Below are 23,637 nucleotides of genomic sequence, written 5' to 3'. Positions count from 1 at the left end.
GTTGCTGCCCGCCAGACGTCATGTTGATGCACATCAAGGCCAGTAGCTGGTGGTCTGCGGCGGGGTCGGTATAATCGCCGGCCTTTTGTGATCCTTTTGCCCGTGAGCCCGATGAACCTGCCCGAAATCCACGAATTCCTCGGCTGCCGCACCCCCGACGCCTGGGTCCAGGCCGCGTTGGCCGATCAGCACACCCTGCTGATCGACCACAAGAACTGCGAATTCAAAGCCGCGAGCACCGCCCTCAGCCTGATCGCCAAGTACCACGCCCACGTGGACCTGATCAGCATGATGTCGCGCCTGGCCCGTGAAGAGCTGGTGCACCACGAACAGGTCATGCGCCTGATCAAAAAGCGCAAGATCGAGCTGCGCCAACTGCATGCCGGCCGTTATGCCTCGGGTTTGCGCAAGGTTGTGCGCAGCCACGAGCCGGTCAAGCTGGTGGACACGCTGGTGGTCGGCGCCTTTATCGAGGCGCGCAGTTGCGAGCGTTTCGAAGCCCTGGTGCCGCATTTGGACGAAGAACTCGGCAAGTTCTACTTCGGTTTGCTCAAAAGCGAGGCCCGGCACTTCCAGGGTTACCTGAAGCTTGCCTACCAGTACGGCGACGCCAAGGACATCGCCCAGGTGATAGAACGGGTGCGCGCCGCCGAGCAGGAACTGATCCAGTCACCCGACATCGAGTTCCGCTTTCACAGTGGCGTGCCAGCCTGAGGCGACGGCCACGCCGATCAGCGCGGTGATCCCGGCCAGCAGCAGGATCACCGTTTGCGTGCCCAGCGGCGCCGCCAGCACGGCGATCAACAGGCCCGCCAGCGGCTGCGCCAGGTTATTGAGCAAGGTGATCACGCCCACTGTCTTGCCGAAGTCCTGCACCGGAATCACCCGCTGGCGGGTGCTGCGCATGTACACATTGAACATCTTGTCGAAGCCGGTGATCAGCAGGAACCCCAGGGTGTAAGCCCACAGGTTAGGGCTGACGGCCATGACCAGTGCCCCCGCCGCGATCATTGAATAAGACAGCCCGCCGAGCAGCTTCAACGGCAGGCTGGAACGCGCCAAGTAAAACAGAATAACGATGGTCACCACTGCGCCCGCAGCCTGCAACAACGCATAGGCATCTTTGCCGGCGTCGAACAGGCCAGTGACCATGGCCGCAGACGTCGCCAGCGTGACTCCGATGATCAAGTTGACGCCCACCGCCAGGGCAATGACCCGCTTCAGTTCCGCCAGTTTGCGGATATGCCCGAAGGCAATGCGCAGCGGTTGCAGCCAGATATCCTGATGCTGCTCAAAGCTTTCCAGGCTGACCGTGGTGTTGCGCTGCCACACCAGCATCGCCAGGTCCGCCAGCACAAACAGCCCGGCAATGCCCGCCACCACCCACGGCCACGCCCACACCTCCAGCATCAGCGCCGCCACCAGTGGCCCCAGCACCAGGCCGCTCTGGTCGGCGATCTGTGAGTAGGACAAGGTCTTGGCATAGGTGTAATGCTTGAAGATATGCGGCATCACCACTTCGCGCGCCATGATGCCCTGGGTTGTCAGCACGCCGCACAGCGCCGACAGGATCACCAACCAATAGATGCCGTCGAACACGCCATACAACGCCACCGCCGCCACGCACGCCAATGCGCGGTAAACCTGGCTGATATGCAGAATGCGCACCGGCGAGAACTTGTCGCACAATGCACCGCACACCGGGAACGCCAGGTAACGCGGCAGTGACTCGACGAAGAACGCCAGCCCCGCCCACGACACACTGTTGGTGGTCTGGAACACGATCAGTGGCACGATAAATAACAGAATCTGGTCCGCCAGCCGCGACATGAACAGCGAGATAAAAAAAGCCAGGTAGTCCTTGCGCATGGTGCTCTCGTTTCAATCGATCAAAGCGTCAAGTGGGGTGCGTTGCCGCCGTAATTGCGCCCACGCGCAGGACGGCGAGATAAGCGGCAATGAGATCGATGCAGATCGGTGAATACAGGGCGACGCGATCGCCTGGTTGAACACCGCTGGCGACCAGCAGTCGGGCTATTTGTGTCGTTCTTGCTTGAAGCATTCCATAGCTGTAATGGACGGCATCGAGCGCAACAGCGCACTTGTGCGGGTGGCGGGAGGCGTTATGTTCGATGACCTCGTGATACAAAAGCATGGCGTGTACCTGTATTCAATAACACGCTTAAATAAAGACAGAACGGCTGTGTGAGAGCGGTTCGCTAAATTAAATAAAGGCTGTGTTTGAATAAAGCGCTGAGGTAAGCGCCAGGGGTAGCAATCGATAAAAGTTGCGGGTGCACAATATCAACTCCTTTGATATTTATTTTAATTATCTTCCATGACTTTCACCGCCAGGTGTCGCTGAAAAGTGCATGGATAGTTTCATTGGCGTTGTTGGGCTGTCAACGACGGCCGCGTCACTGTTTTGTCACTGTGTCGTGACAATTTAAGGCGTTTACTCAATAAATGTTAGTGTCGAAACTTCCGAAAATGACGTGAGTTATGGCTGTCAGAAAAATCACGATCTTTCTTGGGCAAGGCTGCGAACGCCGCGATTTGATACGTTAAAAACTCCGGGTGAAATGTTAAAAACCTTTAAAAACATGAAGGTTGTTCGAAAGCCCCACAGAAAGGCTTTTTTTGCCGCGCCCAGTACCTTTACAGGCCAGCTTGCCACCTATAATGCTCCCACTTCAATCCGCGCATCCACACTGAGAACTTATGGAAAACCTGGGTCTGGGCAAGGTCCTGCTCGTTGAGGACGATGAAAAGCTGGCAGGGCTGATCGCGCATTTCCTGTCGCAACATGGTTTCGAGGTGCGCGTGGTGCACCGGGGTGATGAAGCCTTGGCGGCGTTTCTCGACTTCAAGCCGAAAATTGTGGTGCTCGACCTGATGCTGCCGGGCCAGAGCGGGCTGCACGTGTGCCGGGGGATTCGCAGCGTGTCCGACACGCCCATCGTCATCCTCACCGCCAAGGAAGACGACCTGGACCACATCCTGGGCCTGGAGTCGGGCGCCGATGACTACGTGATCAAACCGATCAAGCCGCCGGTATTGCTAGCCCGCCTGCGCGCGCTGCAGCGCCGCCAGGTGCCGGAGCCCACGGTGCGCGGTGCGCTGGAGTTCGGCCGCTTGTCGATTGATCGCAGTTGCCGGGGCGTCAGCCTGGGCGGTGAGGCCATCGACCTCACCACCATGGAGTTCGAGTTGCTGTGGCTGCTGGCCAGTCACTCTGGAACCATCCTTTCGCGCGACGACATTCTCAACCGCATGCGCGGTATTGCCTTCGACGGCCTGAACCGCAGTGTCGACGTATACATCAGCAAATTGCGCAGCAAGCTCAATGACAACCCGCGCGAACCGGTGTGCATCAAGACCATCTGGGGCAAGGGATATCTGTTCAATCCGTTTGCGTGGGAGGTTTAGATGCTGCGCCTGTTTCTGCGCCTGTATGTGATCCTGGCGCTGGGGTTGGCCGGGGCAATCTGGCTGGTCAACTACACCTTCGATGAGTTATTGCCCGAGGCCAACGAGGTTTATAACCGTGAAGCCTTGCGCGGGCCGGCCTATGGCCTGGTCGAGCAACTGCGCCCGGTGCAGGGGGCGGCCCGCGATGCGCGCCTGGCTGAGCTGCAACCCCATTATGGTTTGCGCCTCAAGCTGGTGCCGCGCGACACGCTGGCGCTCAATGACCGCGAACAGCAACTGTTGGCGGGCGGCCAACTGGTGGTGCGCGGCGACTTCATGGAGTTCCTGACCACCATTGATGGCGGCCCGCAATTGTTGCAGATCAAGCTGCCGGAAGAGCCCAAATGGTTGTACCTGTGGGCCTATGGCTTCCTGGGGGTGAGCCTGGCCATCGTCCTGTATTTTTGGGTACGCCCGCATTGGCGCGACCTGGAGCATATCCGCCTGGCCGCGCAGCGTTTTGGCGATAACGACCTCGGCTCGCGCATCCTGCTGCCGCGCCGTTCCACCGTGCGTGAGCTGGCCGGGCACTTCAACCAGATGGCCGAGCGCATCGAAAGCCTGATCGCCAACCAGCGTGAACTGACCAACGCGGTGTCCCATGAGTTGCGCACACCGATTGCGCGCTTGTCGTTTGAGCTGGACCAACTCAAGCAACAGGCCGACCCACGCCAGAGCCGCGAATTGATCGCCGATATGTACGCCGACCTTGGCGAACTGGAAGAAATGGTGTCTGAGTTGTTGACCTATGCCAGCCTGGAGCGCGGCGCCACACAGGTCACCCGGGAAAATATCGAAGCGCATAGCTGGCTCGATAGTGTGATCGGCAGTGTGGCCCTGGAAGCTGAAGCCGCGGGTGTGCAGCTCTCGTTGCGCACCTGTGACGTCGACTTTATCCAGATCGAGCCGCGCTTTATGGCGCGCGCAGTGATCAACCTGCTGCGCAATGCCATTCGTTATGCCGAGCGCCGTGTAGAAGTGTCGCTGGTCAAGTTCGGCAATGGTTACGAAGTGCGGGTCAATGATGATGGCCCAGGTGTGCCGATGGAGGGCCGTTCCAAAATCTTCGAACCCTTCCTGCGCCTGGATGCCAGCCGCGATCGCCGCACCGGCGGCTTTGGCTTGGGCCTGGCGTTGGTCAAACGCGTCAGCCAGTGGCATGGCGGGCAGGTTGAAGTGCTGGACTCGGAGTGGGGCGGGGCGTCGTTTCGGATGACGTGGGCGTATGGCGAGTAGGCGGTTGCCGGCGGTCGCGGGCAGCCGCCAAAGGCTTTAAGGTGCCCCGAACCGTACCAGCATGCGCTGGCCCACACGCAGTGACGCAGGTGCAGGTTGTTCGAACGCTACTATGCATTCCACGGTACGCATATTGGCTCGTGCCTGTGGGTCGCCTTCAAGCGTGCTGTTACCCAGCACGGAGCTGATACGCACCACATGACCGGACAGCGACGGTTGGTCGTTGCCGTTTTCGGTCGATATATCGGCTTTCATACCGGCGTGGACCTGCGCAATAAACGACTCGTTGAGCTCGGCTCGCACGATGCGTACCTCGTTCGGCAGCAACACGAAGGCAGGCCCTGACTCCGATGAAACGGTAGCGCCAGGTTGGGTCAGGCGCCGCACGACTTCGGCGTCCGCCGGTGCATAGAGGTTGCGCTGGGTCAGTTCGTAGCGCGCACCGGTGAGTGTTCTTGTGGCGGCTTCGAGGTGTCCTTGGTTTTTTTCAATAGCGTCGCGCAGTTGCTCGGCGGCCTCGCGCGCATCATCGGCACTCTGGCCATCTGCGGCTCCAGCCGCGGCCGCCTTTGACAGGCGCGTGGCTTTCTGGTCGGCAAAGTTGAACTGTCTTTGCAGGTGCCTGGCGTGCACTTGAGCCTGTTGTTGGTCGGCAAGCGCGGCACTTACGGCCAGGCGCGCCTGTTCGCTGTCCAGGGAGGCGAGCAGTTGGCCTTTTTTTACAGAATCACCTTCTTTGACTTTGATCTCGGCCACCACGCCATCGCGGGCAAACTGCAGGTTGAGCAGGCCACCCTCGACATCGACGCGGCCGCGAGCCACTGCCAGGTAAGTCGGCGACGAGGCCGTGGCTTGAGCCGGCGTATCCTCCCGTGAACAGCCGTTTAGGAGCAAACAGGCACTGAACAGGGTCAGCCAAGGGGAGAGGGAGCGGACATTCATACGCAGTGTTCCTGGGGGGCGGCAGGGCTGGCGGGCCGCAGGTGATGGTGGGAGTCGCTGATGATGCGGCCGTCTTCAATGGCCAATACACGGTCGGTGTGGCTGATCAAACGCGGGTCGTGGCTGACGCACAGCACCGTAGTGCCGCGTTCACGGGCGATACGGTGCAAGATATCGATCACGATCTGGCCGTTGGCCGCGTCCAGGGCGCTGGTGGGTTCGTCTGCGAACAGCAACTCGGGCGCCTTCGCCACGGCGCGGGCGATAGCCACCCGTTGTTTTTCTCCCCCGGACAGCGCGGCCGGGCGCAAGGCCATGCGCGAACCGAGGCCTACATCTTCCAGAGCCTGAGTCGCGCGCCTGCGCACTTCCTGCGAAGTGAGCCCGAGGTAACTCAGGGGCAACTCGACCTGTTGCAAGGCCGTCAGCGCCGGGAACAGATTGAAGCCTTGGAATATGAAACCCGTGTGATGCAGTCGAAAATGCTCCAGCGCCCGTGGGGCAAGCGTTCCCAGGCTTTGCCCGAGGGCCTCCACACGGCCTTGGTCGGGTTGCTGCAAGCCGCTGAGAATCGCCAGCAGCGTGCTTTTTCCGCAACCGGATGGCCCCGCGATCAGGGTCAGTTCCGCGGGCCTTATTGCCAGGGTGATGTCGTGCAGTACAGGGGTCATAACCTGGCCTGATACAAATGCCTTGCCGATGCCAGTGGCATGCAGGGTGAAGGATGTGGTCATCGTGGGTTCTATCTCAAAAGGCTTGCTGGGTCGGCATGACGCAATGAGTGCATCGCGGCCAGGCCGGAAACCAGGGCCAGGGTCATGTTCAAGAGCAGGCAGGCCAGGGCTGCGACGGGGGAAAGAGTCATCGGAACGTTGTAGTAATGCGCCAGGGCGAAGAACAGACCGGTCAGCCCAGTGCTGCCCAGCAAGCCCAGGGCGCCCACCCAGAACGCTTGTTCCATCACGACTTTGCGCAGAGACGTGACGCCGACGCCGAGGGCGTTAAGGGTTGCGTATTCGCGGATCGATCCAATCACGGCCGCCACCAGGGTCTGGCTGGTAATCACCGCCCCTACCAGGAACACGATCACTGCCAAAAACAACACACCCGCGCCGGCCCCGGTGTCGAACATCCAATGCATCTGCGAGCGGTAGCTGAACTGCGCTGCGGTCCACACCGCGTATTTGCCGAATGCCGGGCTGCCGTCGATGCGTGCTGCAACCGCGTCCGCCTGACTTGGGTCTCGGACCTTAGCCACCCAGTAGGTTATGCGATCTGTATCGGCGCTCGTATCCAGCTGGCGGGCCGTGGCTAACGATGCAATCACGTTAACCCCACCCAGTGCGCGTAATCCGCTGATGACGCCGACTACATGCACCCGGTGGCCGTTGATAGTGGCCGCGTTTCCAGGATCAAGGCCCAGGCTGTCGAGGTCGGCGCGGTCAACGATGACCGCTCCCGGTTCATTCAGGCGTGCCCGCAACGAGCCGGGCAGTAAGCGGGCGAACATCAAACCTTGTGGGTCTGCGTCGATACCGGAAACAAATACCGAGACTCCACCTGTGTCCTGGGTACCCCGCCAGTCAGCATCCACCCAGCGGTAGGGCTCGACCCTGAGGACATCGGGGTCCATGCGTATACGCATCTCTACACCGGCATCGATCGGTCGACCCAGGTTGACGCTTTGGGTGCCGGGATAGCCCACCCAAAGGTCGGCGCGCGAGCCGGTGACGTACACACTGGCGCTGCTGAAGATACCCAGTACCAACGCGGTCTGAAGCAGTTGCAGCAGCCCTGCGAAGCCCACTGCAATAATCGCTGGCAGGAAGCGCCGCCATTCATGGATCAGCGTCAGGCGTGCAAGCGCAACCATCAGTCAGTCTCCTTATGGCGCGTGGCTGTCTGAGGTGCAGCGCTTGGCAACGGTGCGCCGCCGAGTGCCTTGTAGAGTGCGACGTAGGCAATGGCACGCTCGGTGCCGGCCCGGTCGACTTGTTGCTGCGCATGCAGTGTCTGAACCTGCGCTTCTACCAGGTCCAATGGACTCAAGAGCTTCAACGCTGCCCGTTGTTGCAGTGCGCCAAGCTGGGTTTGCCTGGCGGCATAGGCCTGACGGGACAATTGTTCGCGTGCACGTAATTGCTCCAGGTCACCCAAGGCGTTTTCGACTTCGGCAACCCCCTCCAGCACCGCTTGGCGATACCCGAGGACGGCGGCCTGCAGATGGTGGTCCTTGGCTTTCGCAGCCGCCACGCGCAGGCCCCAGTCGAACAAGGGAATACTGATGCCGGGGCCCGCCGAGAAGATGCTGTTGCCATTGGGGGTATTGTTGCGGTTGCTGGCGATATTGAGCGACCACTGCAGTGAGGTGCCGAAGCTGATGTGCGGGTAAATATCGGCCTGGCTCATGCCCAGCTCACCGGCGGCGATAATCACCGAGGCTTCGGCGCCGGCAATTTCCGGGCGGGTGCGCAACAGGTCTGTGGGAACGCTATTGAGCTGCCAGTCACCGAGCGTCGGTAGCCGCCCCGGTTGCAGCCAAAGAGGGTCGGGCGCGCTCTGGCCCAACAATAATGCCAATTGCTGCGCGCTGCGGTTTGTCCGCTGGTGCACGCGCGTCAGCGCCATTTCAGCGAGGGCCAGTTCAGCCTGTGCAGCGGCAACGTCTGCGCAGGAGGCCAGTGCGAGCTGTTCCCGGGCGCGCAGCCGTGCCAGTTTTCCATGGCCAACTTCGCGCAGGGTTGCAAGGGTCTGCTCCGTTTGTTGGGCTGCTCGCAATTCGATCCAGCGCCGGCTGACTTCAGCCACCAATGAAACTTGTAGGGTGCGCAGGTTGTTATCCGCCAATGCCTGGTTCCCTTGGGCGAGGCGCTCGGCACTTTGTTGCATGCCAAACAATGGCAACTCCCAGACCGAATCGAAGCCGATCAGGAAATAAGAAGTACTGGTATCAGGGCTGACGGCATCCTTGGTTTTTATACTCAGCGAGGGCAGGTAAGGGGACTGCGCGTGCTGGCTCATAATCCGGATGGCGCGCAAGCGCTCCACCGCTACGGCGACGTTCAGGTTGTTTTGCAGTGCACGATCCACCAACGCATTGAGCTGGGGGTCGTTGAATGCATGCCACCATTGGTTCAGGTCGGGTTGGGGCGGCGCAAGAGAAGGTTGGACGTTGCGCCATTGCTCCGGTGTAGACGGTTTCAATACCGGCAGGGGGGCTGTTGAGCATCCTGCAAGCGCCATTGACACTAACGAGAGTGCGCATAGCGATCGAAAGGCATGCGATCGGTTAAGAGGCTTGATGGTCGTTCCCCGGTTAAATACGGATACTGCGGTATTCATGCGATGGGCGCGTTGGTCGGCGCGCCAATGCACGATGTCACTGATCGGTTGATATTGAATGAAGCGTTCGAGCACCAACGTAGCGGCAGGGGGTGTTCAGTTCTGTTGGTAAATTGTATTGGTGCGCAATGATGGCTTTTGCTTCAGCCCAGGTTCAGAAACTCAAGGGTTTATCTCGCGATTGCGTGCGTTTGAAGGAGTAACCCGAAGCGCTGAGTCCGTTTACCTGGCGGCTTACCGTGTCGCCCAGGCCGTAGCCGTTGCCGGCCAGCACCGCGTGGGCGTTGTCGACGGGAAGCAGGATGTAGTCGGTGAGCGGCTCGTTGTGCAATTGGCCGCGAATCACCAGAAAGCCTTCTTCCAGGCGCACGCTGATACCGCTCAACGGCGCGTCGGGTTCGTGGGTGTTAAGCACCTGGTAGGTGCCGATGGTGTTGGCCCACGCCAGCGGCAGCGGCGGCGGGTCGATGCGCTCGCCGATGGCCAGGCGTTGGCCATGGCTGCGGGCCGTGAGTACTTGGCGGCCCTGCACCGTGACCACGTCCAGCTGCACGCGGCCCAGCTCACCCAAGTCCTTGAGCCAAAAGCCAAGGACTTTTTTCTGCGCGCGCAGCCAGCCGTGTTCGTCGCGCAACAACTCGAAGTCAAACCCGGCCAGCTCACCGCTCAGTCGATCGCCCTCATCCTTGACCCGGAATACGCCCCAGGCCGTGGCATAAAACCCGGCCAGGCGCTTTCGGTCGACGGCGGCGGGCACCTGGCGCAACTTGAGCCCATGGCTGGGCGCCTGGCAGTCGTCGGCGCACACGGACTGCCCGGTTTGCGCCTGGAACATCAGGCGCAGGGTCTCGGTGGCCAGGCGCGCGACCAGTTCTTCGGCGTTGCTGTCATTGGCCATGATGATCACCGCCAACTGCTGGTCTGGCAGTACGCTCAGCTGCGCGGCAAAATCATCGCCGCCGCCACTGTGCTGGTAAGTGCGCACGCCGGGGGCGACGGGTTCATCGCCGCAGGGCGCCAGGAACCAGCCCAGGCCCATCTGGCAATCGAAGTCCAGGGCATTGCCGGTGTTTTGCTGGGTGAACATCTGATCAATCGACGGGCTCTCAAGCACACGGTTGCCCTTATAGAGACCGTGGGCAAACAGCATCTGCACATAATGGCTAAGGTCTTTGGGGCTGGCCCACAAGCCGCCGGCGGCAAGGTCACGCACCTGTGCATCGGTACTTGCCACGCCGTCTTCGTAGCCCAGGGCGCGAAAGCTCAATTGCGTGCCGGTGCCGACAAAACTCGACTGGTTCATCTCCAGGGGCTTGAGCAGGCGGCTTTGCAGTTGGGCTTCAAAACTCTTGCCGCTGCTGCGCTCGATGGCCGCACCGACCAGCGAATAACCGAGGTTGGAATACGCCACCTGCGAGCCCGGCGGGCTGCTCAGCCATACACCCGACACCCGCATCGGCATCTGGCCCATGGCGTAGGTGCTGCGCACGTCGCGCAGGTGCTCGCTGGGCAAGCCGGATTGATGGCTGAGCAGGCGGCGCAGGGTGATGTCGCGGTCGGCGGCGGCCTGGTCAGTGTGAAAGCGCGAACGCACGTAGAATTCGCGCAAGGTCTGCTGGATCGGCGCGTCGAGGGCCAGGCGCTGTTGGTCGACCAACTGCATGGCCGCTGTGGCCGTCAGTAACTTGGAAATGCCGCCGGCGCGAAACGCCGTGTTGGCGGTCACCGGCACACCCTGGGCCTTGTCGGCCAGGCCAAAGCCGCGCGCCCAGATCAGCTCCTGGCCATTGACCAGCGCAATCGACAAACCGGGCACATTCTCGCGGGCCAGGTCCTTGGGGATGCGCGCTTGCAGGTAACGGATGATCGCGCCGTAATCGCCCTTGGGAATCGCGGGCGGGGCAGGCGGCTGCACGTGGCAGCCGAGCGTGCCGAGCAGGCAACCCCATAACGGAATACCGCGCAATGTGCGAAACATGAAGAGCACCCGAATGGTGGTTTGGATGCTCGAATGCTAAGGCGATGCTGGCCAACAATCTTTGAGAGCTTTGTCGAGAAACTGTCAAAGAGTGTTAACGCGCGAGCCCCAAACGCTCATGCCACTGGGCGATAGATTCTTCGGGGTACTCGTCGAACTGCAAATCGCCTTTGTGCACACTGACTTCGACCCACGGCACCTTCGAGCCGAGCATCAGGTGCGTGTGCTCGGGCGGCACCGGCAATGGCGTGTCGATGGCTGAAGCAAACGGGTGAATCAGCTCTGGCCATTCGGGGCTGAACAGCCACAAGGCGCTGCCGCATTGCGAGCAAAAATGCCGTTCGGCAGTGCTCGCATGCGCGCGGCTGGCGCCTTCGGGCTTGAGCCTGGCGTGGTAGACCGAGATCAGCTTGCGCCCGCGTACCTTCAAACTCTTGGCGTCGCCGCCCAGGTTGATCGCATAACCGCCGCCGCCTTGGGTCTTGCGGCAGATCGAGCAATAGCAACGCTGGTACGGGTAGGGATGCTGGCTGTTCAGGCTGAATGTTACGGCGCCGCAATGGCAGGATCCTTCGAGTTGCATGGGCTGGCTCCTCTAAGAGTGTGTAACAACACTTTGCTAATACCTTAGCCTCAGGCAAGATTCTCTGCTTTGGTTTCAGGGAAGACACCCATGATTGCTCAGTTGCAAAGCGCTGCCACGCAAATCCGCCACGCTGTGCGCAAGGCGACCGAAGGATTGATCGGGCGCGAGCAATTGGCCGAGCTGATTGTGCTGGCGGCGGTCGCCCAAGAGCACATTCTGGTGATCGGCCCGCCTGGCACGGCCAAGAGCGCCGTGGTACGCCGTGTGGCGCAGTCCATGGGTGGGCGTTACTTCGAATACTTGCTGGGGCGCTTCACTGAGCCGTCGGAGCTTTTTGGTGCCGTAGACCTGAAGAAATTGCGTGAAGGCACGGTGGAAACCGACGTCAGCGGCATGCTGCCAGAGGCCGATATCGTGTTTCTCGATGAAGTCTTCCTGGGCTCGACCGCCATTCTCAATACCTTGCTGGGCGTGCTCAACGAGCGTCGCTTTCGCCGGGGTCATACTCAAATTCAATGTCCGCTGCGTGTGTGTGTCGGCGCGGCCAACGGTTTGCCGGACGATGAGGCACTGGCGGCGTTTGGCGACCGCTTCCTGTTGCACCTGTTCGTCGATTCGGTGCCGGACAATCAACTGGAAGCCATGCTGGCGGGCGGTTGGCAGTCGGAGCAGCGCCCGGTGCAACAGTTACTGGGTCTGGCCCAGTTGGATACGCTGAGCCAAGCCCTGAAAAACGTCGACCTGGGCGCGGTGCGTCCAGCCCTGGCCCAGGCGATTCGGCGCCTGCGCGAAGCCGGCATAGCGTTATCGGACCGCCGTATCGTCAAGTCTCAACGGCTGATCGCGGCCGCCGCGTTGCTGGGCGGGCGGCTGGAAGCCAGCGACGCGGATCTATGGCCCCTGCTGTATGTGCTGCCCACTAAAGAGACTCAGCAGCATGGCCGCGAGGTGCTGCGCGACCTGTTTGCCGCGTCCAGCAACAGCCATTTGTTCAGTGCGGTCGAAGAGGCCACCTTGCAACCGATGTCGCGCTTGAATCGCTTGCTGGAAACTGCGCAAGACTACCTGGCCCGCAGCGAGCCGCCCGACAGCCCGGTCCTCGAAGGGCTGCTGCGCGAGATCGACGCCAACTTCAATAGCGAGACAATGCCGGAAACCTTGCAGCAGGTACGCGGGCAACTGTCCCGAATGCTGACGCCATGAGTGCAGACCACTACGCCTGGACCTGGCGCCCAAGGCCGGTGCCTGCCGAGCCACAAGCAGCCGTCGGATGGGGCGACGCCGCGCGCCGCTTGCTTGCGCGCTTGCTGCTGCTCGCAGATGAACAGGCTGCCCGCTTGCACGCTACCGCCAATGGCGATGTATTGGTCGTCACTGGGGCGGTGGCGGATTTGCCGTGGGTCGACGGTGTCGAATACGCCGCAGTACACCCCGGCGCGCCTGGCGTATGGCTGCCCACCAGTTGGGAGCCGACAGTGCCGGTAGACTTGCTCGGCCAGACGCTGTCGGCACGTTTCAAGCGCTCGCCCTTGCTGTTGTGGCGCGAACCGCAAGTTGTAGTGCCGTTGGATCGCCTGTTGCCGGTGACGGTTGAACACCTTCAGCGCATCGCGACGAATTGGGGCACCCGCCATGCAACTGCCTGAAGCCTTGCAACCCTGGCGCCAGTGGCTGGAGTGGTTTGCGCCGCAGCACCTGCCGCTGTTCGCCGACTTGCTTGGGCGGCTTAACCCGGTGCTGGGGCCACTGCGCGGTAGGCAGCAAGGCGGGGTGCCTGAGCCGGATGGCGTGGGCGATCTGCAACGCCGTGGGCCTTACGAGCGCCTGCTTTCCAGCGAATGGCTGCTGGCCGATGAAGTGCCGGATGAGTTTATGCGCAGGGCTGTCGGCGGCGAGCATATGTTCCTGGCGCCGCAGTACCGCGCCCGTGAAGCCAACCGCCTGATTGTCGTGCTGTTCGACGCCGGCCCGTTGCAATGGGGCGCCGCGCGGCTGGTGCATATCGCCTTGCTGATGCTGCTGGCCCGGCGTGCCGAGGAGGCAGGGGCGCAGTTGCGTTGGGGGATCCTGCAAGGCGCGCCGCTGCTGCATGAGTTCGATAGCGCGGGGCAGCTCAAGCAACTGCTCAGGGCGCGCACCTATGAAAGTGTCGCCCCGGCGCACTGGCAAGCCTGGCAGGAATGGCTGGCCACGCAGGGTGAGACGTTGGGTGAGTGCTGGACAGTCGGGCAACGCTTGCCCAAGGACACGACCAAGACCTGTACGCACCGGGTGCAGGTGCAGCGCAGCCTGGATGGGCACAGCCTGTCATTCGAGTTGCAAGCCGGTTCTGTGCGGCGCGTGCTGTTGCCTATGCCGGATGAGGCGCACGCGGTGCAACTGCTCAAAGGCCAGTTCGACGATGAAGTCCAGGCGCCGCCGCCGAATCTCGCACGTGCGGTGCCACGCGTAGCCTTGACCTTGCCGCCGGTAATCTCCAGCGCCGGTAACTATGTGGCGCTGCGCCTGCTCGATGAGGCGGGCATGGTGGTGATCAAGCTGCCGCACAAAAACCAGAAAAAGTCGCTGGAGGTTCGACGCCGTCTGTGGGGCAAGCATCAGCGCGTATTGAGCACCACCTTTCACCACCGCAGCCTCGGTGCCGTGTTGAGCGACAACGACAGCCTGACGTTCTGGAACATTCCCGGTATGCCCACCGTCGACAAGCCCGCCCGTGAACAGCTGCAACTGCCACCGGGCACCGCGACGTTCCTGCCGAGTGTCTGGCTGCACAGTCAGAACGCCGTGCGTGTGTACTTGCTCGACAGCCAGGGGCGGCTTGCCTATTGGAAGTCGCGTCAACTTTGCCAGGTGGCGGATGACGTGATGAGCCTGTTGCAGGTCGACCCCTTGACCATCGCTTATGCGCGCAGAGAAGGCGGGCAGATTGTCGCGTATTCCGGGTCTGCTGACGGTTTACGCGCCAATGGTCATGCGGTCGGCTCGGCAGCGGGCGTCAGCCAGGTATTGTTGGCTGCCAACTTTTACTGGCGCCAGTACTGCGGTGGTTGCGCGCTGCTGACCACCGAGGACGGCTACCAGAGTTGGCGCCTGGTGACCCATGAAAGCTTTCCGGCGAAACACGAACAGATCGACTTGGCGCCCGGTTGGAAAGCCATCGGCCTGCACTATACGTACGCCCAACGGCCGGCTTACTCACTGGTGCTGCTGGGGCCGAACCAGCACAGCGTCGGGCTGTACGCCGAGGGGCAACAGCGCACGTTGTTCACCACCTCGGCGCCAATTGCCCGCGCGAGCTTTTGCCCCATGAGCGGCTTGATCGCCGTACTGACCACTGACCGCGAATTACTGGTTTACTCGGTTTGCGAGCGCTCCATGCGTTTGCAAGTGATGTGCAACCAGGCTCCGCAGCTCACCCAGGAAGCTGCCAATGCATGAGCCAGAACGGATGCTGATTCGCCGCCCGGTACTCACCGGGCACCAACAGATTGACGGCCTATGGTTTGCCGCCGAGCGTTTTGATGAGAGCGAGCGCAGGCGCCTGATCCTCAAGTATTGGCAAGTCGACGCGCGTGCCTACCGTTTTGCCGACGGCGACTTGCTGCAGTTCCACACACCTTGCCCGGTACACTGCGAAAGCCTGCACGGCTGGCCGCTGATCCGCCAGGGCCTGGGCTTGTCGTCTGCCGCGCTGCACCCTGAGGAATTGCGCGGGCTGCCCGTTGCCGACTTGTGGCTGGTGCGCGGCAGCCAGATCCATGCATTGCAGTTGCGCGATGCACACGTGCTGACGCCTGGGCTGTGGCTCGACATCAGTACCTACACGCTGCTCGACACCTTTGACTGCCATACCCCGTTGCCGGCAACGCTGCCGGAGGCGGTGGTCACCGACCTGCGTGAAATCCTCGGTGGGCCACTGGAGCCCGTCAGCCCGGAGCGCGAAGCAATCATGCAAGCACTGCTGGAGCGCCCGCGTCACACGTCGAGTAAAGGGACTGGCGCCAGCGCGGCGTCTGCGCAAAACAACGCAAACAGCGCCCGCGAAGTCTCTTCCCCGGTGCTGAAAATCGTGATCGGCCTGGTACTGCTGGGTGGGCTGGTCCGCCTCTTCGGCCAGAGCGAGCCCGCCGCGCTGTTGGCCGAGCACACACAGTCCTTCGGCGGCATGCTCCTGGGCGCCGTGATCTGGATGGTGGTGATCACCGCGTTGTTGTACGGGTTGAACCGCTTCCTGCACCGTGGCGCGTCTGCCCCCGCCCAAGCGGCGCCCCGGCCGGTGGCTCGCGCACCCGCTAACCCAGGCATCGCTGCGCGTGCCACCCCGCGCAGTTATAAACCTGCCGCGTGGCGCCGTTTGTTGACCCGGCTGACCCAGCATTCCCAGCTGTCCAAACTGTATGGCAAACGCCAGGCCGCCTACATGCAGCGCATGTTGGAGATGTTCGAAGACGGCAATTTCGAAGAAGCCTTGCGCCACGCGATCCCCTTGAACGGCGCTGCCTCCAGCGGTGAACAGAGCTTTGGTACGCCACAGCGCCGCGAGGATTTGAGCCTCAGCCAAAAGGCTGGCCCCGCGCGCTCGATGCTGTTTGAAGACGACTTGACCGAGCATTTGCGCCAGGTGTATCGCCAGACTTTTGAACGCCTGGACCGTGCCGGTCGTATCGAGGAAGCGGTGTTTGTCCTTGCCGAATTGCTCAAGGAGCATCAGCAAGCTCTCGATTACCTGGAGAAACACGCGCGCTATCAGCAGGCCGCTGACCTGGCCCTGGCGTGGGACATGCCGCCTGCGGTGATCGTGCGCTTGCTGTGCCTGGCCGAGCAGTGGCAGCGCGCCGTGCTGGTGGCGCGGCGCGACAATGCGTTTGCTGACGCCGTGGTGATGCTCCAGGCCAAGTCGCCGGAAGCCGCCGACCGCTTGCGCCTGGAATGGGCCGAGTCGTTGATCGCCAAAGGCCTGTGGTTGCAAGCCGTCGATGTTATTTGGAGCCTGCCTGCAGAGCGCCCACGCGCCGCGCAATGGCTGCTCAACGCCGAGGCTGCCGGCGGGCGCTTGGGCATTGAGGCGCTGGTTAAACGCGCGGTCCTGTTGCCCGAAACGCTGCACGCTTACGGGCCGTGGGTCGAGCAATTGCGTGACGACCCCGCGCGCGCCGGGGAACGCGCCGCCCTGGCGCAGGCGTTGTTGCAACACAAGGCACACACCACCGCCTTGGCCTGGCTGGCAGGTGCCACTGTGCACGCGATTCTGGCCGATCAATTCAGCGATCAAGGCCAACTGACCCATAACCAGTTACAAGCGCTGGTCAAGATGAGTCGCGATAAAGCGCTTCAGGCGGACTTGCCGGGCCAAGCCCTGAAGCGTACGCCTGTGGTCTCACTGGAGCACTTGGGCGACACCCGCAAGTGGGCTGCGCCGGCGGCTGGCAGCCGGCCGATTTTCGACGCGGCGCCGCTGGAAGACCAGCGTTACCTGGTGGCGCTGGGCGAGTCGGGTGTGATGGTGGTGGATGCGGCGGGCACAACGTTGTTTCACTTTGCTGTACCGGCGCAGAAAATCGTGATTGCCCATAGCCGACAGGTTGCGTTGGTGCTGATCTGGCGGGGGAATGTATGGCGCGTGAGCAAACTGGACCTGGTCAATCGTGTCGCCAAAGACCTCGGTATGCTGGCCATGGATGTCTTTGCACACGCGTTTGATGGCAGCAACTGGACCATCGGCAAAGGCCCGCAGTTGCGCGTGGTGGATGTTGACCGTGGCTTTGAAACGCTCTGGCATGTGAGTGATCTACCGGAGTCGGTGCGTGCCATCAAGGTGGATGAACACAATGAATACCTGTGGCTGTCGGCGCCGGGCGGGTGCCTGATGCTGTGGCATTATCGTCTGCCGGAGCGGCGTTTGGTCAGCCGCGAAAGCGCGTTTGACATCGTCGCGACGGACTTCCAGGTTCCCAGTGCCACCGCTGAATCGGCGCAGTATCGGATCAAGCACGACTATGGAACACCCACGCTGATACTGAAGCAGCACGGGGTTCGAAAGCGCTACCGACTGCCTGGCAACTTACCGGAAGAAGAATGGGATGAGTCCGTCAGCCCGTTTCTATTTGAGGACTGGTTGCTGATCAGTTATCGGGTTGAGGAGCACGACACCTGCTGGCACGTGATCCACCGTGCCAGCGATCGGCTTTGCGTCACGTTGCACTGGCCGCAATCGCCGGCCCAGCTTCGCCGCCTCGGGTCTGATCTGTTGCTGTTCGATGGGCAGGGCCGGCTGAGCCATATCAATATTGATAACGCCAGCCAGCGCAACATCAGCCTGCACTGAGTGTGTCCGGCATCAAGGTGGCGATCAACGCCCGAATGGTGCCGGGCAATGCCTCAAGCTCGCGCACCAGGATACTGCGTTCGCGAATCGCCCATGGCTCATCGAGCTTCACCGTCACCAACTGCATGGTCCTGCTGTGCCGCACGGCGGCGGATTCGGGAATGATGCCGATGCCCACGCCGGCCTCGACCATTCGGCAGATCGCTTCGAAGCTCGACACCTGAATGCGCAGCGACAACTGCTTGCCCAGGCGATCGACGTGTTCACGCAAAAAACTCAATAACGTGCTGCCTTCATGCAGGCCGATGTGCTGGTAGGCCAGGGTTTGCTCCAGCGTCACCGAAGACTGGTCGGCCAATGGGTGGCCCACGGGCACCATCAACACCAATTCATCGGTGCTGAAATGCAACACCTGCAAACCTGCTGCCTCAACCGGCCCGGCAATGATGCCCATGTCGCTGGTGCCATCAAGCACGCCACGTACGATGTCGCGGGATAAACGCTCTTGCAGGTCGACGGTCACGCCCGGGCGCTGGGACAGGAAGCCCGCCAGCACCTCCGGCAGAAACTCGGTCACCGCCGTGGTGTTGGCGAAGATGCGGATATGCCCGGCCGAATCCACGCCGTATTGGGTGAACTCGCTTTTAAGGTAATCCACCTGGCGCATGATCAGACGCGCATGGTGCAGCAGCCGCTCGCCCGCCGGGGTGATCTCCACGCCACGGCTGTCGCGGTACAGCAGGCGCGTATCCAGCTGGCCTTCCAACGCCTTGATCCGCGCACTGGCGGCGGCCGGCGAGAGGAACGCACGCTTGGCGCCCTGGGTGAGGCTGGGGGATTCGGCGATGTGGATAAACAGGCGCAGGTCGGCGAGATCGAAATGCATGCAAACCCCTATTTTGGCAACGGTGAGGTTCAAGTGTGGGAGCTGGCTTGTTGTGGCGAGCAAGCTTGCTTGCGCTGGGGTGCGAAGCGCCCCCAAAAAGCCGGAGACTGCTGCGCAGTCAACGGGAGCAAGCTCCCTCGCCACAACAAGCCAGCTCCCACAGGGGATGGAGTGGTACTCATGGCTAGCGTTCAGCATAACCGAACGCTGGTTTATTGAAATGCAAATTCTCAGAACGGGCAGGCGCTTGCATGATCCGGGGCAGACACTCACTGCCCGAGGACCTGCACCCGATGAGCGCCACTGACTGGATCGGCCGAAGCGAGACTGCCCACGACCACCTGAGCCTTAACCTGCTCAAACGCATTGCTGCTACTTTTGGCGAAGCTGTGCCGGAACAGGGTGCCGATTTGCCGCCGCTGTGGCAGTGGTGTTTTTTCCAGGACCCGCTGCCGGAATCGGCCTTGGGCACCGATGGCCACCCGGCCCGTGGCGGGTTCCTGCCGCCCGCTGATAACCGCAATCGCATGTGGGCCGGTGGGCGCATCGAGTTCGTGCATGCCTTGCGCGCGGGTGAGGCGGCGACCCGCGTGTCGACCATCACCCAGGTCGAAGAAAAGACCGGGCGAACCGGCTCGCTGTTGTTTGTCACCGTGCGTCATGACTATTCCCAGGACGGTCGCCTGGCGATCCGCGAAGAACAGGACATCGTTTACCGCGAACCGACGCCGCCCAAACAGGGCAGTGGCGACGCCTTGCCCGAAGGCGAATGGCAGGCATCGATCAGCCCCACGCCAACCTTGCTGTTTCGTTACAGCGCCGTGACCTTCAACGGCCACCGCATCCACTACGACTACCCGTATGTCACCGACACCGAAGGCTATTCAGGCCTAGTGGTGCACGGCCCGCTGATCGCTACCTTGAGCCTGCGCGCGTTTTGCCGCGCCCATCCCGACGCGACCCTGCGCCGTTTTGCCTATCGCGGTGTTCGCCCACTGATTGCACCGCAGCCATTTGTGGTCGGTGGGCGCGTGACCGAAACCGGTGTGGCGCAGTTGTGGGCGGGCAACGCCGGTGGCCTGGCGCAGACCGCTCAGGTCCACTTCGAATAATCCAGGAACAACAGGCGGAGAGCCGTTAATGAACCCCAATGACAACGAAGAACTCAATGCCATCCGTGAAGGCGTGCGCGCCTTGTGCGCCGAGTTCGACGCGGCGTACTGGCGCAGGATCGACGAACAAAAAGGCTTCCCCGAAACCTTTGTCAAAGCCCTGACCGACGCCGGCTGGCTGTCGGCGATGATCCCTGAAGAATACGGCGGCTCTGGCCTGGGCCTGGCCGAAGCCTCGGTGATCCTCGAAGAAGTCAACCGTTGCGGTGGTAACTCCGGCACCGTGCACGGCCAGATGTACAACATGTTCACCTTGCTGCGCCACGGCAGCGAAGCGCAAAAAAGCTTCTACCTGCCCAAGCTCGCCAGCGGCGAATTGCGCCTGCAATCGATGGGTGTGACCGAGCCCACCACCGGCACCGACACCACCAAAATCAAGACCACGGCGATCAAGCGTGGTGACAAGTATGTGATCAACGGCCAGAAAGTCTGGATCTCGCGCATTCAGCATTCCGATTTGATGATTCTGCTGGCGCGCACCACGCCGCTGGCCGAGGTGAAGAAGAAGTCTGAAGGCATGTCGATCTTCCTGGTCGACCTGCGCGAAGCCATCGGCACCGGCCTGACCGTGCAGCCCATCGCCAATATGGTCAACCACGAAACCAACGAACTGTTTTTCGACAACCTGGAGCTTCCCCTCGACAGCCTGATCGGCGAGGAGGGCAAAGGCTTTAAATACATCCTCGACGGCCTCAACGCCGAACGCACCCTGATCGCCGCCGAGTGCATCGGCGACGGTCGCTGGTTTATCGAAAAGGCCAGTGCCTACGCCCGCGACCGCGTGGTGTTTGGCCGTCCGATCGGGCAGAACCAGGGTGTGCAGTTCCCGATTGCCGAGGCGCATATCGAAATCGAAGCGGCGGACCTGATGCGCTGGCGTGCCTGCGAAGAATACGACAGCGGCAAGAATGCCGGGGCCAGCGCCAACATGGCCAAGTACCTGGCTGCCAAGGCGTCCTGGGAAGCGGCCAACGCCTGCCTGCAAACCCACGGCGGTTTCGGCTTTGCCTGTGAGTACGACGTAGAGCGCAAATTCCGCGAAACACGCCTGTACCAGGTGGCGCCGATCTCCACCAACCTGATCCTGTCCTACGTGGCCGAGCACCTGCTCGAACTGCCACGCAGTTTCTGAGGGCCTGAGCATGAGCCATACCCAAACGCTGTGCCGGTTCCTTGCGGACCTGAACTACGAACAATTGCCGGAAAAGGTACTGGCACGCACCGAAGACCTGTATCTGGACTGGTTGGCCTCGGCGCTGGCAAGCAAGGGCGCGCACCCGATCCCGTTGTTTGAACGCTATGCACAAAAAATGGGACCCCACAGCGGTCCCGCCCAGGTGATCGTCAATGGCAGCACCACCAGCGCGTATTTTGCGGCGCTGGTGAACGCCGCATCCTCACACCTGGTGGAGCAGGATGACCTGCACAACAGCTCGGTGCTGCACCCCGCGACCGTGGTGTTTCCGGCCGCGCTGGCTGCCGCCCAGGACCTCGGCAAATCCGGCCGTGAATTGCTGCTGGCCTCGGTGGCCGGTTATGAAGCCGGAATTCGCATCGGCGAATTCATGGGCCGGTCCCACTACCGCATCTTCCACACCACAGCCACCGTCGGCACCCTGGCGGCGGCGGTGGCCGTGGGCAAACTGCTGGACTTTAACCAGGAACAGTTCATCACCCTGCTCGGCAGCGCCGGCACCCAGGCCGCCGGGCTGTGGGAGTTTTTGCGCGATGCCGCCGACTCCAAGCAACTGCACACCGCCAAGGCGGCGGCGGATGGCTTGCTCGCGGCGTATTTGACGGCGGACGGGCTCACCGGCGCACGCAATATTCTGGAAGGCGATCAAGGCTTGGCAGCAGGCATGTCCAGTGATGCCGAGCCTCGCAAGTTATCGGCCGACCTTGGCAGCCGCTGGGCGCTGCTGGAAACCTCGTTCAAGTTCCACGCCTCGTGCCGTCACACCCATCCGGCCGCCGATGCGCTGCTGGATCTGATGCAGCGCGAAGGGCTGTGCGCTGCAGATATCGCTACGGTTGAAACGCGTGTCCATCAAGGTGCCATCGACGTGCTGGGCCGCGTGACCACGCCTGCCACTGTGCACCAGGCCAAATTCTCCATGGGCACCGTGCTCGGCCTGATCGCCGTGCACGGTAAAGCCGGGCTCACCGAGTTCCACGAACGAGCGCTGACCGACCCCGCCGTCTCGGCTTTCCGCGACAAGGTCAGCATGACCCTCGACGCAGAAGTTGACGGCGCCTACCCGCAGCGCTGGCTGGGCCGCGTCACCGTCACCACGCTCGATGGCCGCACGCTGCAAGGCGCCATCGATGAACCCAAGGGCGACCCTGGTAACACCCTGAGTCGGGTGGAGCTCGCGGATAAATTCCGGCGCCTTACCCAATTCAGCGGCGCGCACACACCCGCGCAGGCCAATGCACTGATCGAGAAGGTCTGGAACCTGCGCAGTGCAGCGTCCATGGCCCACTGGCTTTGAGGAAGCGTCATGACTAATCAACGACCGCTGGACGGCATCACCGTGATCAGCCTGGAACACGCGATTGCTGCGCCATTCTGTACCCGCCAGTTGGCGGACCTCGGCGCCCGTGTGATCAAGATCGAACGCCCCGGCGCCGGTGACTTTGCCCGTGGCTATGACGAGCGCGTACGCGGCCTGGCCTCGCACTTTGTGTGGACCAACCGCTCCAAGGAAAGCCTGACCCTGGACCTCAAGCAGGACGAGGCCGGCGACATCCTCCAACGCCTGCTGGCGGATGCCGACGTGCTGGTGCAGAACCTTGCACCCGGCGCGGCGGCGCGCATGGGCCTGTCGTTTGAAGCGCTGCATGAGCGCTTTCCACGGCTCATCGTCTGCGATATTTCCGGCTATGGCGAAGGCGGGCCTTACGAGAAAAAGAAAGCGTATGACCTGCTGATCCAAAGCGAGGGCGGTTTTTTATCGGTAACCGGTGGCCCAGGTGAAGATCAGATGGCCAAGGCCGGTTGCTCGATCGCCGATATTTCCGCCGGCATGTACGCCTACAGTGGCATCCTCTCGGCCCTGCTGTTGCGCGGCAAGACGGGGCAGGGCAGCCGCATCGATGTGAGCATGCTCGAAAGCCTGGTGGAGTGGATGGGCTACCCGATGTATTACGCCTTCGACGGCGCGCCCCAGCCACCACGGGCCGGGGCGGCGCATTCGACGATCTACCCGTATGGGCCGTTTCCCACCGGCGACGGCGGCACGGTGATGCTCGGCTTGCAGAACGAACGCGAATGGGCGGCGTTCTGCGACAAAGTACTGCTCACGCCTGAACTGGCTACCGATGAACGTTTCTCGGCCAACTTCAAGCGCTCGGCCAACCGTGACGTGCTACGCCAGATCATCGTTGACAGCTTCGCGCAGTTGGACGCTGAAGCCGTGATCCAACGCCTGGAAAACGCGCAGATTGCCAGCGCCAGGGTCAATGACATGCAAGGCGTGTGGGACCACCCGCAGCTCAAGGCGCGAGACAGCTGGCGTGAAGTCCAGAGCCCGGCCGGGCCGCTGCCGTCGTTGTTGCCGCCGGCGCGTAATGCTGCGTTTACCCCGCGCATGGACGGCGTTCCCGCCTTGGGCCAGCACAGCCAGGGCATCCTCGATCAGCTTGGGTTTTCGGCGCAAACCATCGACGGCCTGCGCGCACGCGGCGTTATCTAATAAG

20 protein-coding genes are annotated in these 23,637 nt (G+C 61.9%); 11 read left to right on the top strand and 9 right to left on the bottom strand.

The genetic code is table 11. The features are described from left to right. The first annotated feature begins 111 nt into the window (after positions 1-111). A complete protein-coding gene (gene miaE / locus HU759_RS16665; RefSeq protein ID WP_170037734.1) occupies positions 112-714 on the top strand; it encodes a tRNA isopentenyl-2-thiomethyl-A-37 hydroxylase MiaE in 603 nt (200 codons plus the stop codon). Here the strand turns inward: miaE and HU759_RS16660 are convergent. Further along, positions 670-1,869, bottom strand: coding sequence for an MFS transporter (locus HU759_RS16660; RefSeq protein ID WP_170037732.1), 1,200 nt, complete (start codon positions 1,867-1,869; stop codon positions 670-672). The genes miaE and HU759_RS16660 overlap by 45 nt on opposite strands. 28 nt (positions 1,870-1,897) lie before the next feature. Then, positions 1,898-2,155 carry an AMP-binding protein gene (locus HU759_RS16655; RefSeq protein WP_099549611.1) on the bottom strand — a complete coding sequence of 86 codons (258 nt, stop codon included), beginning with the start codon at positions 2,153-2,155 and terminating at the stop codon, positions 1,898-1,900. A gap of 566 nt (positions 2,156-2,721) precedes the next feature. On the opposite strand from HU759_RS16655, the gene HU759_RS16650 reads away from it, so the two are divergent. Beyond that, complete coding sequence (locus HU759_RS16650) at positions 2,722-3,429, top strand: winged helix-turn-helix domain-containing protein (RefSeq protein ID WP_017137491.1); 708 nt, start codon at positions 2,722-2,724, stop codon at positions 3,427-3,429. Then, positions 3,430-4,707 (top strand): ATP-binding protein, encoded by a 1,278-nt coding sequence (locus tag HU759_RS16645; protein ID WP_017137490.1) that lies wholly within the window; start codon positions 3,430-3,432, stop codon positions 4,705-4,707. It begins immediately after the preceding gene. A 36-nt stretch (positions 4,708-4,743) separates the two neighbouring features. Here the strand turns inward: HU759_RS16645 and HU759_RS16640 are convergent, their stop codons facing one another. The 6 genes from HU759_RS16640 to HU759_RS16615 all read right to left on the bottom strand — a co-directional run bounded on the left by HU759_RS16640 (position 4,744) and on the right by HU759_RS16615 (position 11,552). Then, on the bottom strand, positions 4,744-5,649 hold the full coding sequence (locus HU759_RS16640; protein ID WP_170037731.1) for an HlyD family efflux transporter periplasmic adaptor subunit: 906 nt from the start codon (positions 5,647-5,649) through the stop codon (positions 4,744-4,746). Continuing rightward, entirely contained in the window at positions 5,646-6,383 is a 738-nt protein-coding gene (locus HU759_RS16635) for an ABC transporter ATP-binding protein (RefSeq protein ID WP_099549613.1), read from the bottom strand. The genes HU759_RS16640 and HU759_RS16635 overlap by 4 nt, the downstream gene beginning before the upstream one ends. Before the next feature lie 8 nt (positions 6,384-6,391). Continuing rightward, positions 6,392-7,522 carry an ABC transporter permease gene (locus tag HU759_RS16630; protein ID WP_169986306.1) on the bottom strand — a complete coding sequence of 377 codons (1,131 nt, stop codon included), beginning with the start codon at positions 7,520-7,522 and terminating at the stop codon, positions 6,392-6,394. Continuing rightward, complete coding sequence (locus HU759_RS16625; RefSeq protein ID WP_225932996.1) at positions 7,522-9,066, bottom strand: TolC family protein; 1,545 nt, start codon at positions 9,064-9,066, stop codon at positions 7,522-7,524. The genes HU759_RS16630 and HU759_RS16625 overlap by 1 nt, the downstream gene beginning before the upstream one ends. Positions 9,067-9,145: 79 nt before the next feature. Then, positions 9,146-10,969: a serine hydrolase domain-containing protein gene (locus tag HU759_RS16620; RefSeq protein ID WP_017137485.1), complete on the bottom strand. Its 1,824-nt coding sequence runs from the start codon at positions 10,967-10,969 to the stop codon at positions 9,146-9,148. Between the two features lie 94 nt (positions 10,970-11,063). Next, a complete protein-coding gene (locus tag HU759_RS16615) occupies positions 11,064-11,552 on the bottom strand; it encodes a GFA family protein (protein ID WP_017137484.1) in 489 nt (162 codons plus the stop codon). Between the two features lie 90 nt (positions 11,553-11,642). Here HU759_RS16615 and HU759_RS16610 point away from each other — a divergent pair, with 90 nt between their 5' ends. Genes HU759_RS16610 through HU759_RS16595 form a run of 4 tightly spaced genes read left to right on the top strand, consistent with a single transcriptional unit; the run spans position 11,643 to position 17,880 of the window. Beyond that, complete coding sequence (locus tag HU759_RS16610; RefSeq protein WP_170037729.1) at positions 11,643-12,758, top strand: AAA family ATPase; 1,116 nt, start codon at positions 11,643-11,645, stop codon at positions 12,756-12,758. After that, positions 12,755-13,201 carry a hypothetical protein gene (locus tag HU759_RS16605; protein WP_099549617.1) on the top strand — a complete coding sequence of 149 codons (447 nt, stop codon included), beginning with the start codon at positions 12,755-12,757 and terminating at the stop codon, positions 13,199-13,201. The genes HU759_RS16610 and HU759_RS16605 overlap by 4 nt, the downstream gene beginning before the upstream one ends. Continuing rightward, positions 13,188-14,993 carry a hypothetical protein gene (locus tag HU759_RS16600; protein ID WP_170037727.1) on the top strand — a complete coding sequence of 602 codons (1,806 nt, stop codon included), beginning with the start codon at positions 13,188-13,190 and terminating at the stop codon, positions 14,991-14,993. Before HU759_RS16605 ends, HU759_RS16600 begins: the two co-directional genes overlap by 14 nt. Beyond that, complete coding sequence (locus HU759_RS16595) at positions 14,986-17,880, top strand: bpX6 domain-containing protein (RefSeq protein WP_186618356.1); 2,895 nt, start codon at positions 14,986-14,988, stop codon at positions 17,878-17,880. Before HU759_RS16600 ends, HU759_RS16595 begins: the two co-directional genes overlap by 8 nt. Here the strand turns inward: HU759_RS16595 and HU759_RS16590 are convergent. After that, entirely contained in the window at positions 17,867-18,766 is a 900-nt protein-coding gene (locus tag HU759_RS16590; protein ID WP_017137479.1) for a LysR family transcriptional regulator, read from the bottom strand. The genes HU759_RS16595 and HU759_RS16590 overlap by 14 nt on opposite strands. Positions 18,767-19,059: 293 nt before the next feature. On the opposite strand from HU759_RS16590, the gene HU759_RS16585 reads away from it, so the two are divergent. From HU759_RS16585 to HU759_RS16570, 4 genes are read left to right on the top strand one after another with little or no spacing between them, the layout of a single operon-like run. Next, the gene (locus HU759_RS16585; protein ID WP_186618355.1) at positions 19,060-19,878 is read left to right on the top strand and encodes a MaoC family dehydratase N-terminal domain-containing protein; all 819 of its coding nucleotides are present in this window, start codon (positions 19,060-19,062) and stop codon (positions 19,876-19,878) included. A 28-nt stretch (positions 19,879-19,906) separates the two neighbouring features. Further along, the gene (locus tag HU759_RS16580; protein ID WP_186618354.1) at positions 19,907-21,070 is read left to right on the top strand and encodes an acyl-CoA dehydrogenase family protein; all 1,164 of its coding nucleotides are present in this window, start codon (positions 19,907-19,909) and stop codon (positions 21,068-21,070) included. 10 nt (positions 21,071-21,080) lie between these two features. Beyond that, positions 21,081-22,430: an MmgE/PrpD family protein gene (locus HU759_RS16575; RefSeq protein WP_170037721.1), complete on the top strand. Its 1,350-nt coding sequence runs from the start codon at positions 21,081-21,083 to the stop codon at positions 22,428-22,430. Positions 22,431-22,439: 9 nt separating this feature from the next. Further along, on the top strand, positions 22,440-23,633 hold the full coding sequence (locus HU759_RS16570; RefSeq protein ID WP_099549623.1) for a CaiB/BaiF CoA-transferase family protein: 1,194 nt from the start codon (positions 22,440-22,442) through the stop codon (positions 23,631-23,633). The last annotated feature ends 4 nt before the right edge of the window (positions 23,634-23,637 follow it).

This window comes from Pseudomonas sp. OE 28.3, assembly GCF_014268205.2.
Taxonomy (GTDB): Bacteria; Pseudomonadota; Gammaproteobacteria; order Pseudomonadales; family Pseudomonadaceae; genus Aquipseudomonas; species Aquipseudomonas edaphica.
This window is presented reverse-complemented; position numbering and strand designations above follow the sequence as displayed.

Bases quoted from the DNA above. Each gene is read 5' to 3' on its own strand.
- miaE (WP_170037734.1), top strand. From the start codon at position 112: ATGAACCTGCCCGAAATCCACGAATTCCTCGGCTGCCGCACCCCCGAC.
- HU759_RS16660 (WP_170037732.1), bottom strand. From the start codon at position 1,869: ATGCGCAAGGACTACCTGGCTTTTTTTATCTCGCTGTTCATGTCGCGG.
- HU759_RS16655 (WP_099549611.1), bottom strand. From the start codon at position 2,155: ATGCTTTTGTATCACGAGGTCATCGAACATAACGCCTCCCGCCACCCG.
- HU759_RS16650 (WP_017137491.1), top strand. From the start codon at position 2,722: ATGGAAAACCTGGGTCTGGGCAAGGTCCTGCTCGTTGAGGACGATGAA.
- HU759_RS16645 (WP_017137490.1), top strand. From the start codon at position 3,430: ATGCTGCGCCTGTTTCTGCGCCTGTATGTGATCCTGGCGCTGGGGTTG.
- HU759_RS16640 (WP_170037731.1), bottom strand. From the start codon at position 5,649: ATGAATGTCCGCTCCCTCTCCCCTTGGCTGACCCTGTTCAGTGCCTGT.
- HU759_RS16635 (WP_099549613.1), bottom strand. From the start codon at position 6,383: ATGACCACATCCTTCACCCTGCATGCCACTGGCATCGGCAAGGCATTT.
- HU759_RS16630 (WP_169986306.1), bottom strand. From the start codon at position 7,522: ATGGTTGCGCTTGCACGCCTGACGCTGATCCATGAATGGCGGCGCTTC.
- HU759_RS16620 (WP_017137485.1), bottom strand. From the start codon at position 10,969: ATGTTTCGCACATTGCGCGGTATTCCGTTATGGGGTTGCCTGCTCGGC.
- HU759_RS16615 (WP_017137484.1), bottom strand. From the start codon at position 11,552: ATGCAACTCGAAGGATCCTGCCATTGCGGCGCCGTAACATTCAGCCTG.
- HU759_RS16610 (WP_170037729.1), top strand. From the start codon at position 11,643: ATGATTGCTCAGTTGCAAAGCGCTGCCACGCAAATCCGCCACGCTGTG.
- HU759_RS16605 (WP_099549617.1), top strand. From the start codon at position 12,755: ATGAGTGCAGACCACTACGCCTGGACCTGGCGCCCAAGGCCGGTGCCT.
- HU759_RS16600 (WP_170037727.1), top strand. From the start codon at position 13,188: ATGCAACTGCCTGAAGCCTTGCAACCCTGGCGCCAGTGGCTGGAGTGG.
- HU759_RS16595 (WP_186618356.1), top strand. From the start codon at position 14,986: ATGCATGAGCCAGAACGGATGCTGATTCGCCGCCCGGTACTCACCGGG.
- HU759_RS16590 (WP_017137479.1), bottom strand. From the start codon at position 18,766: ATGCATTTCGATCTCGCCGACCTGCGCCTGTTTATCCACATCGCCGAA.
- HU759_RS16585 (WP_186618355.1), top strand. From the start codon at position 19,060: ATGAGCGCCACTGACTGGATCGGCCGAAGCGAGACTGCCCACGACCAC.
- HU759_RS16580 (WP_186618354.1), top strand. From the start codon at position 19,907: ATGAACCCCAATGACAACGAAGAACTCAATGCCATCCGTGAAGGCGTG.
- HU759_RS16575 (WP_170037721.1), top strand. From the start codon at position 21,081: ATGAGCCATACCCAAACGCTGTGCCGGTTCCTTGCGGACCTGAACTAC.
- HU759_RS16570 (WP_099549623.1), top strand. From the start codon at position 22,440: ATGACTAATCAACGACCGCTGGACGGCATCACCGTGATCAGCCTGGAA.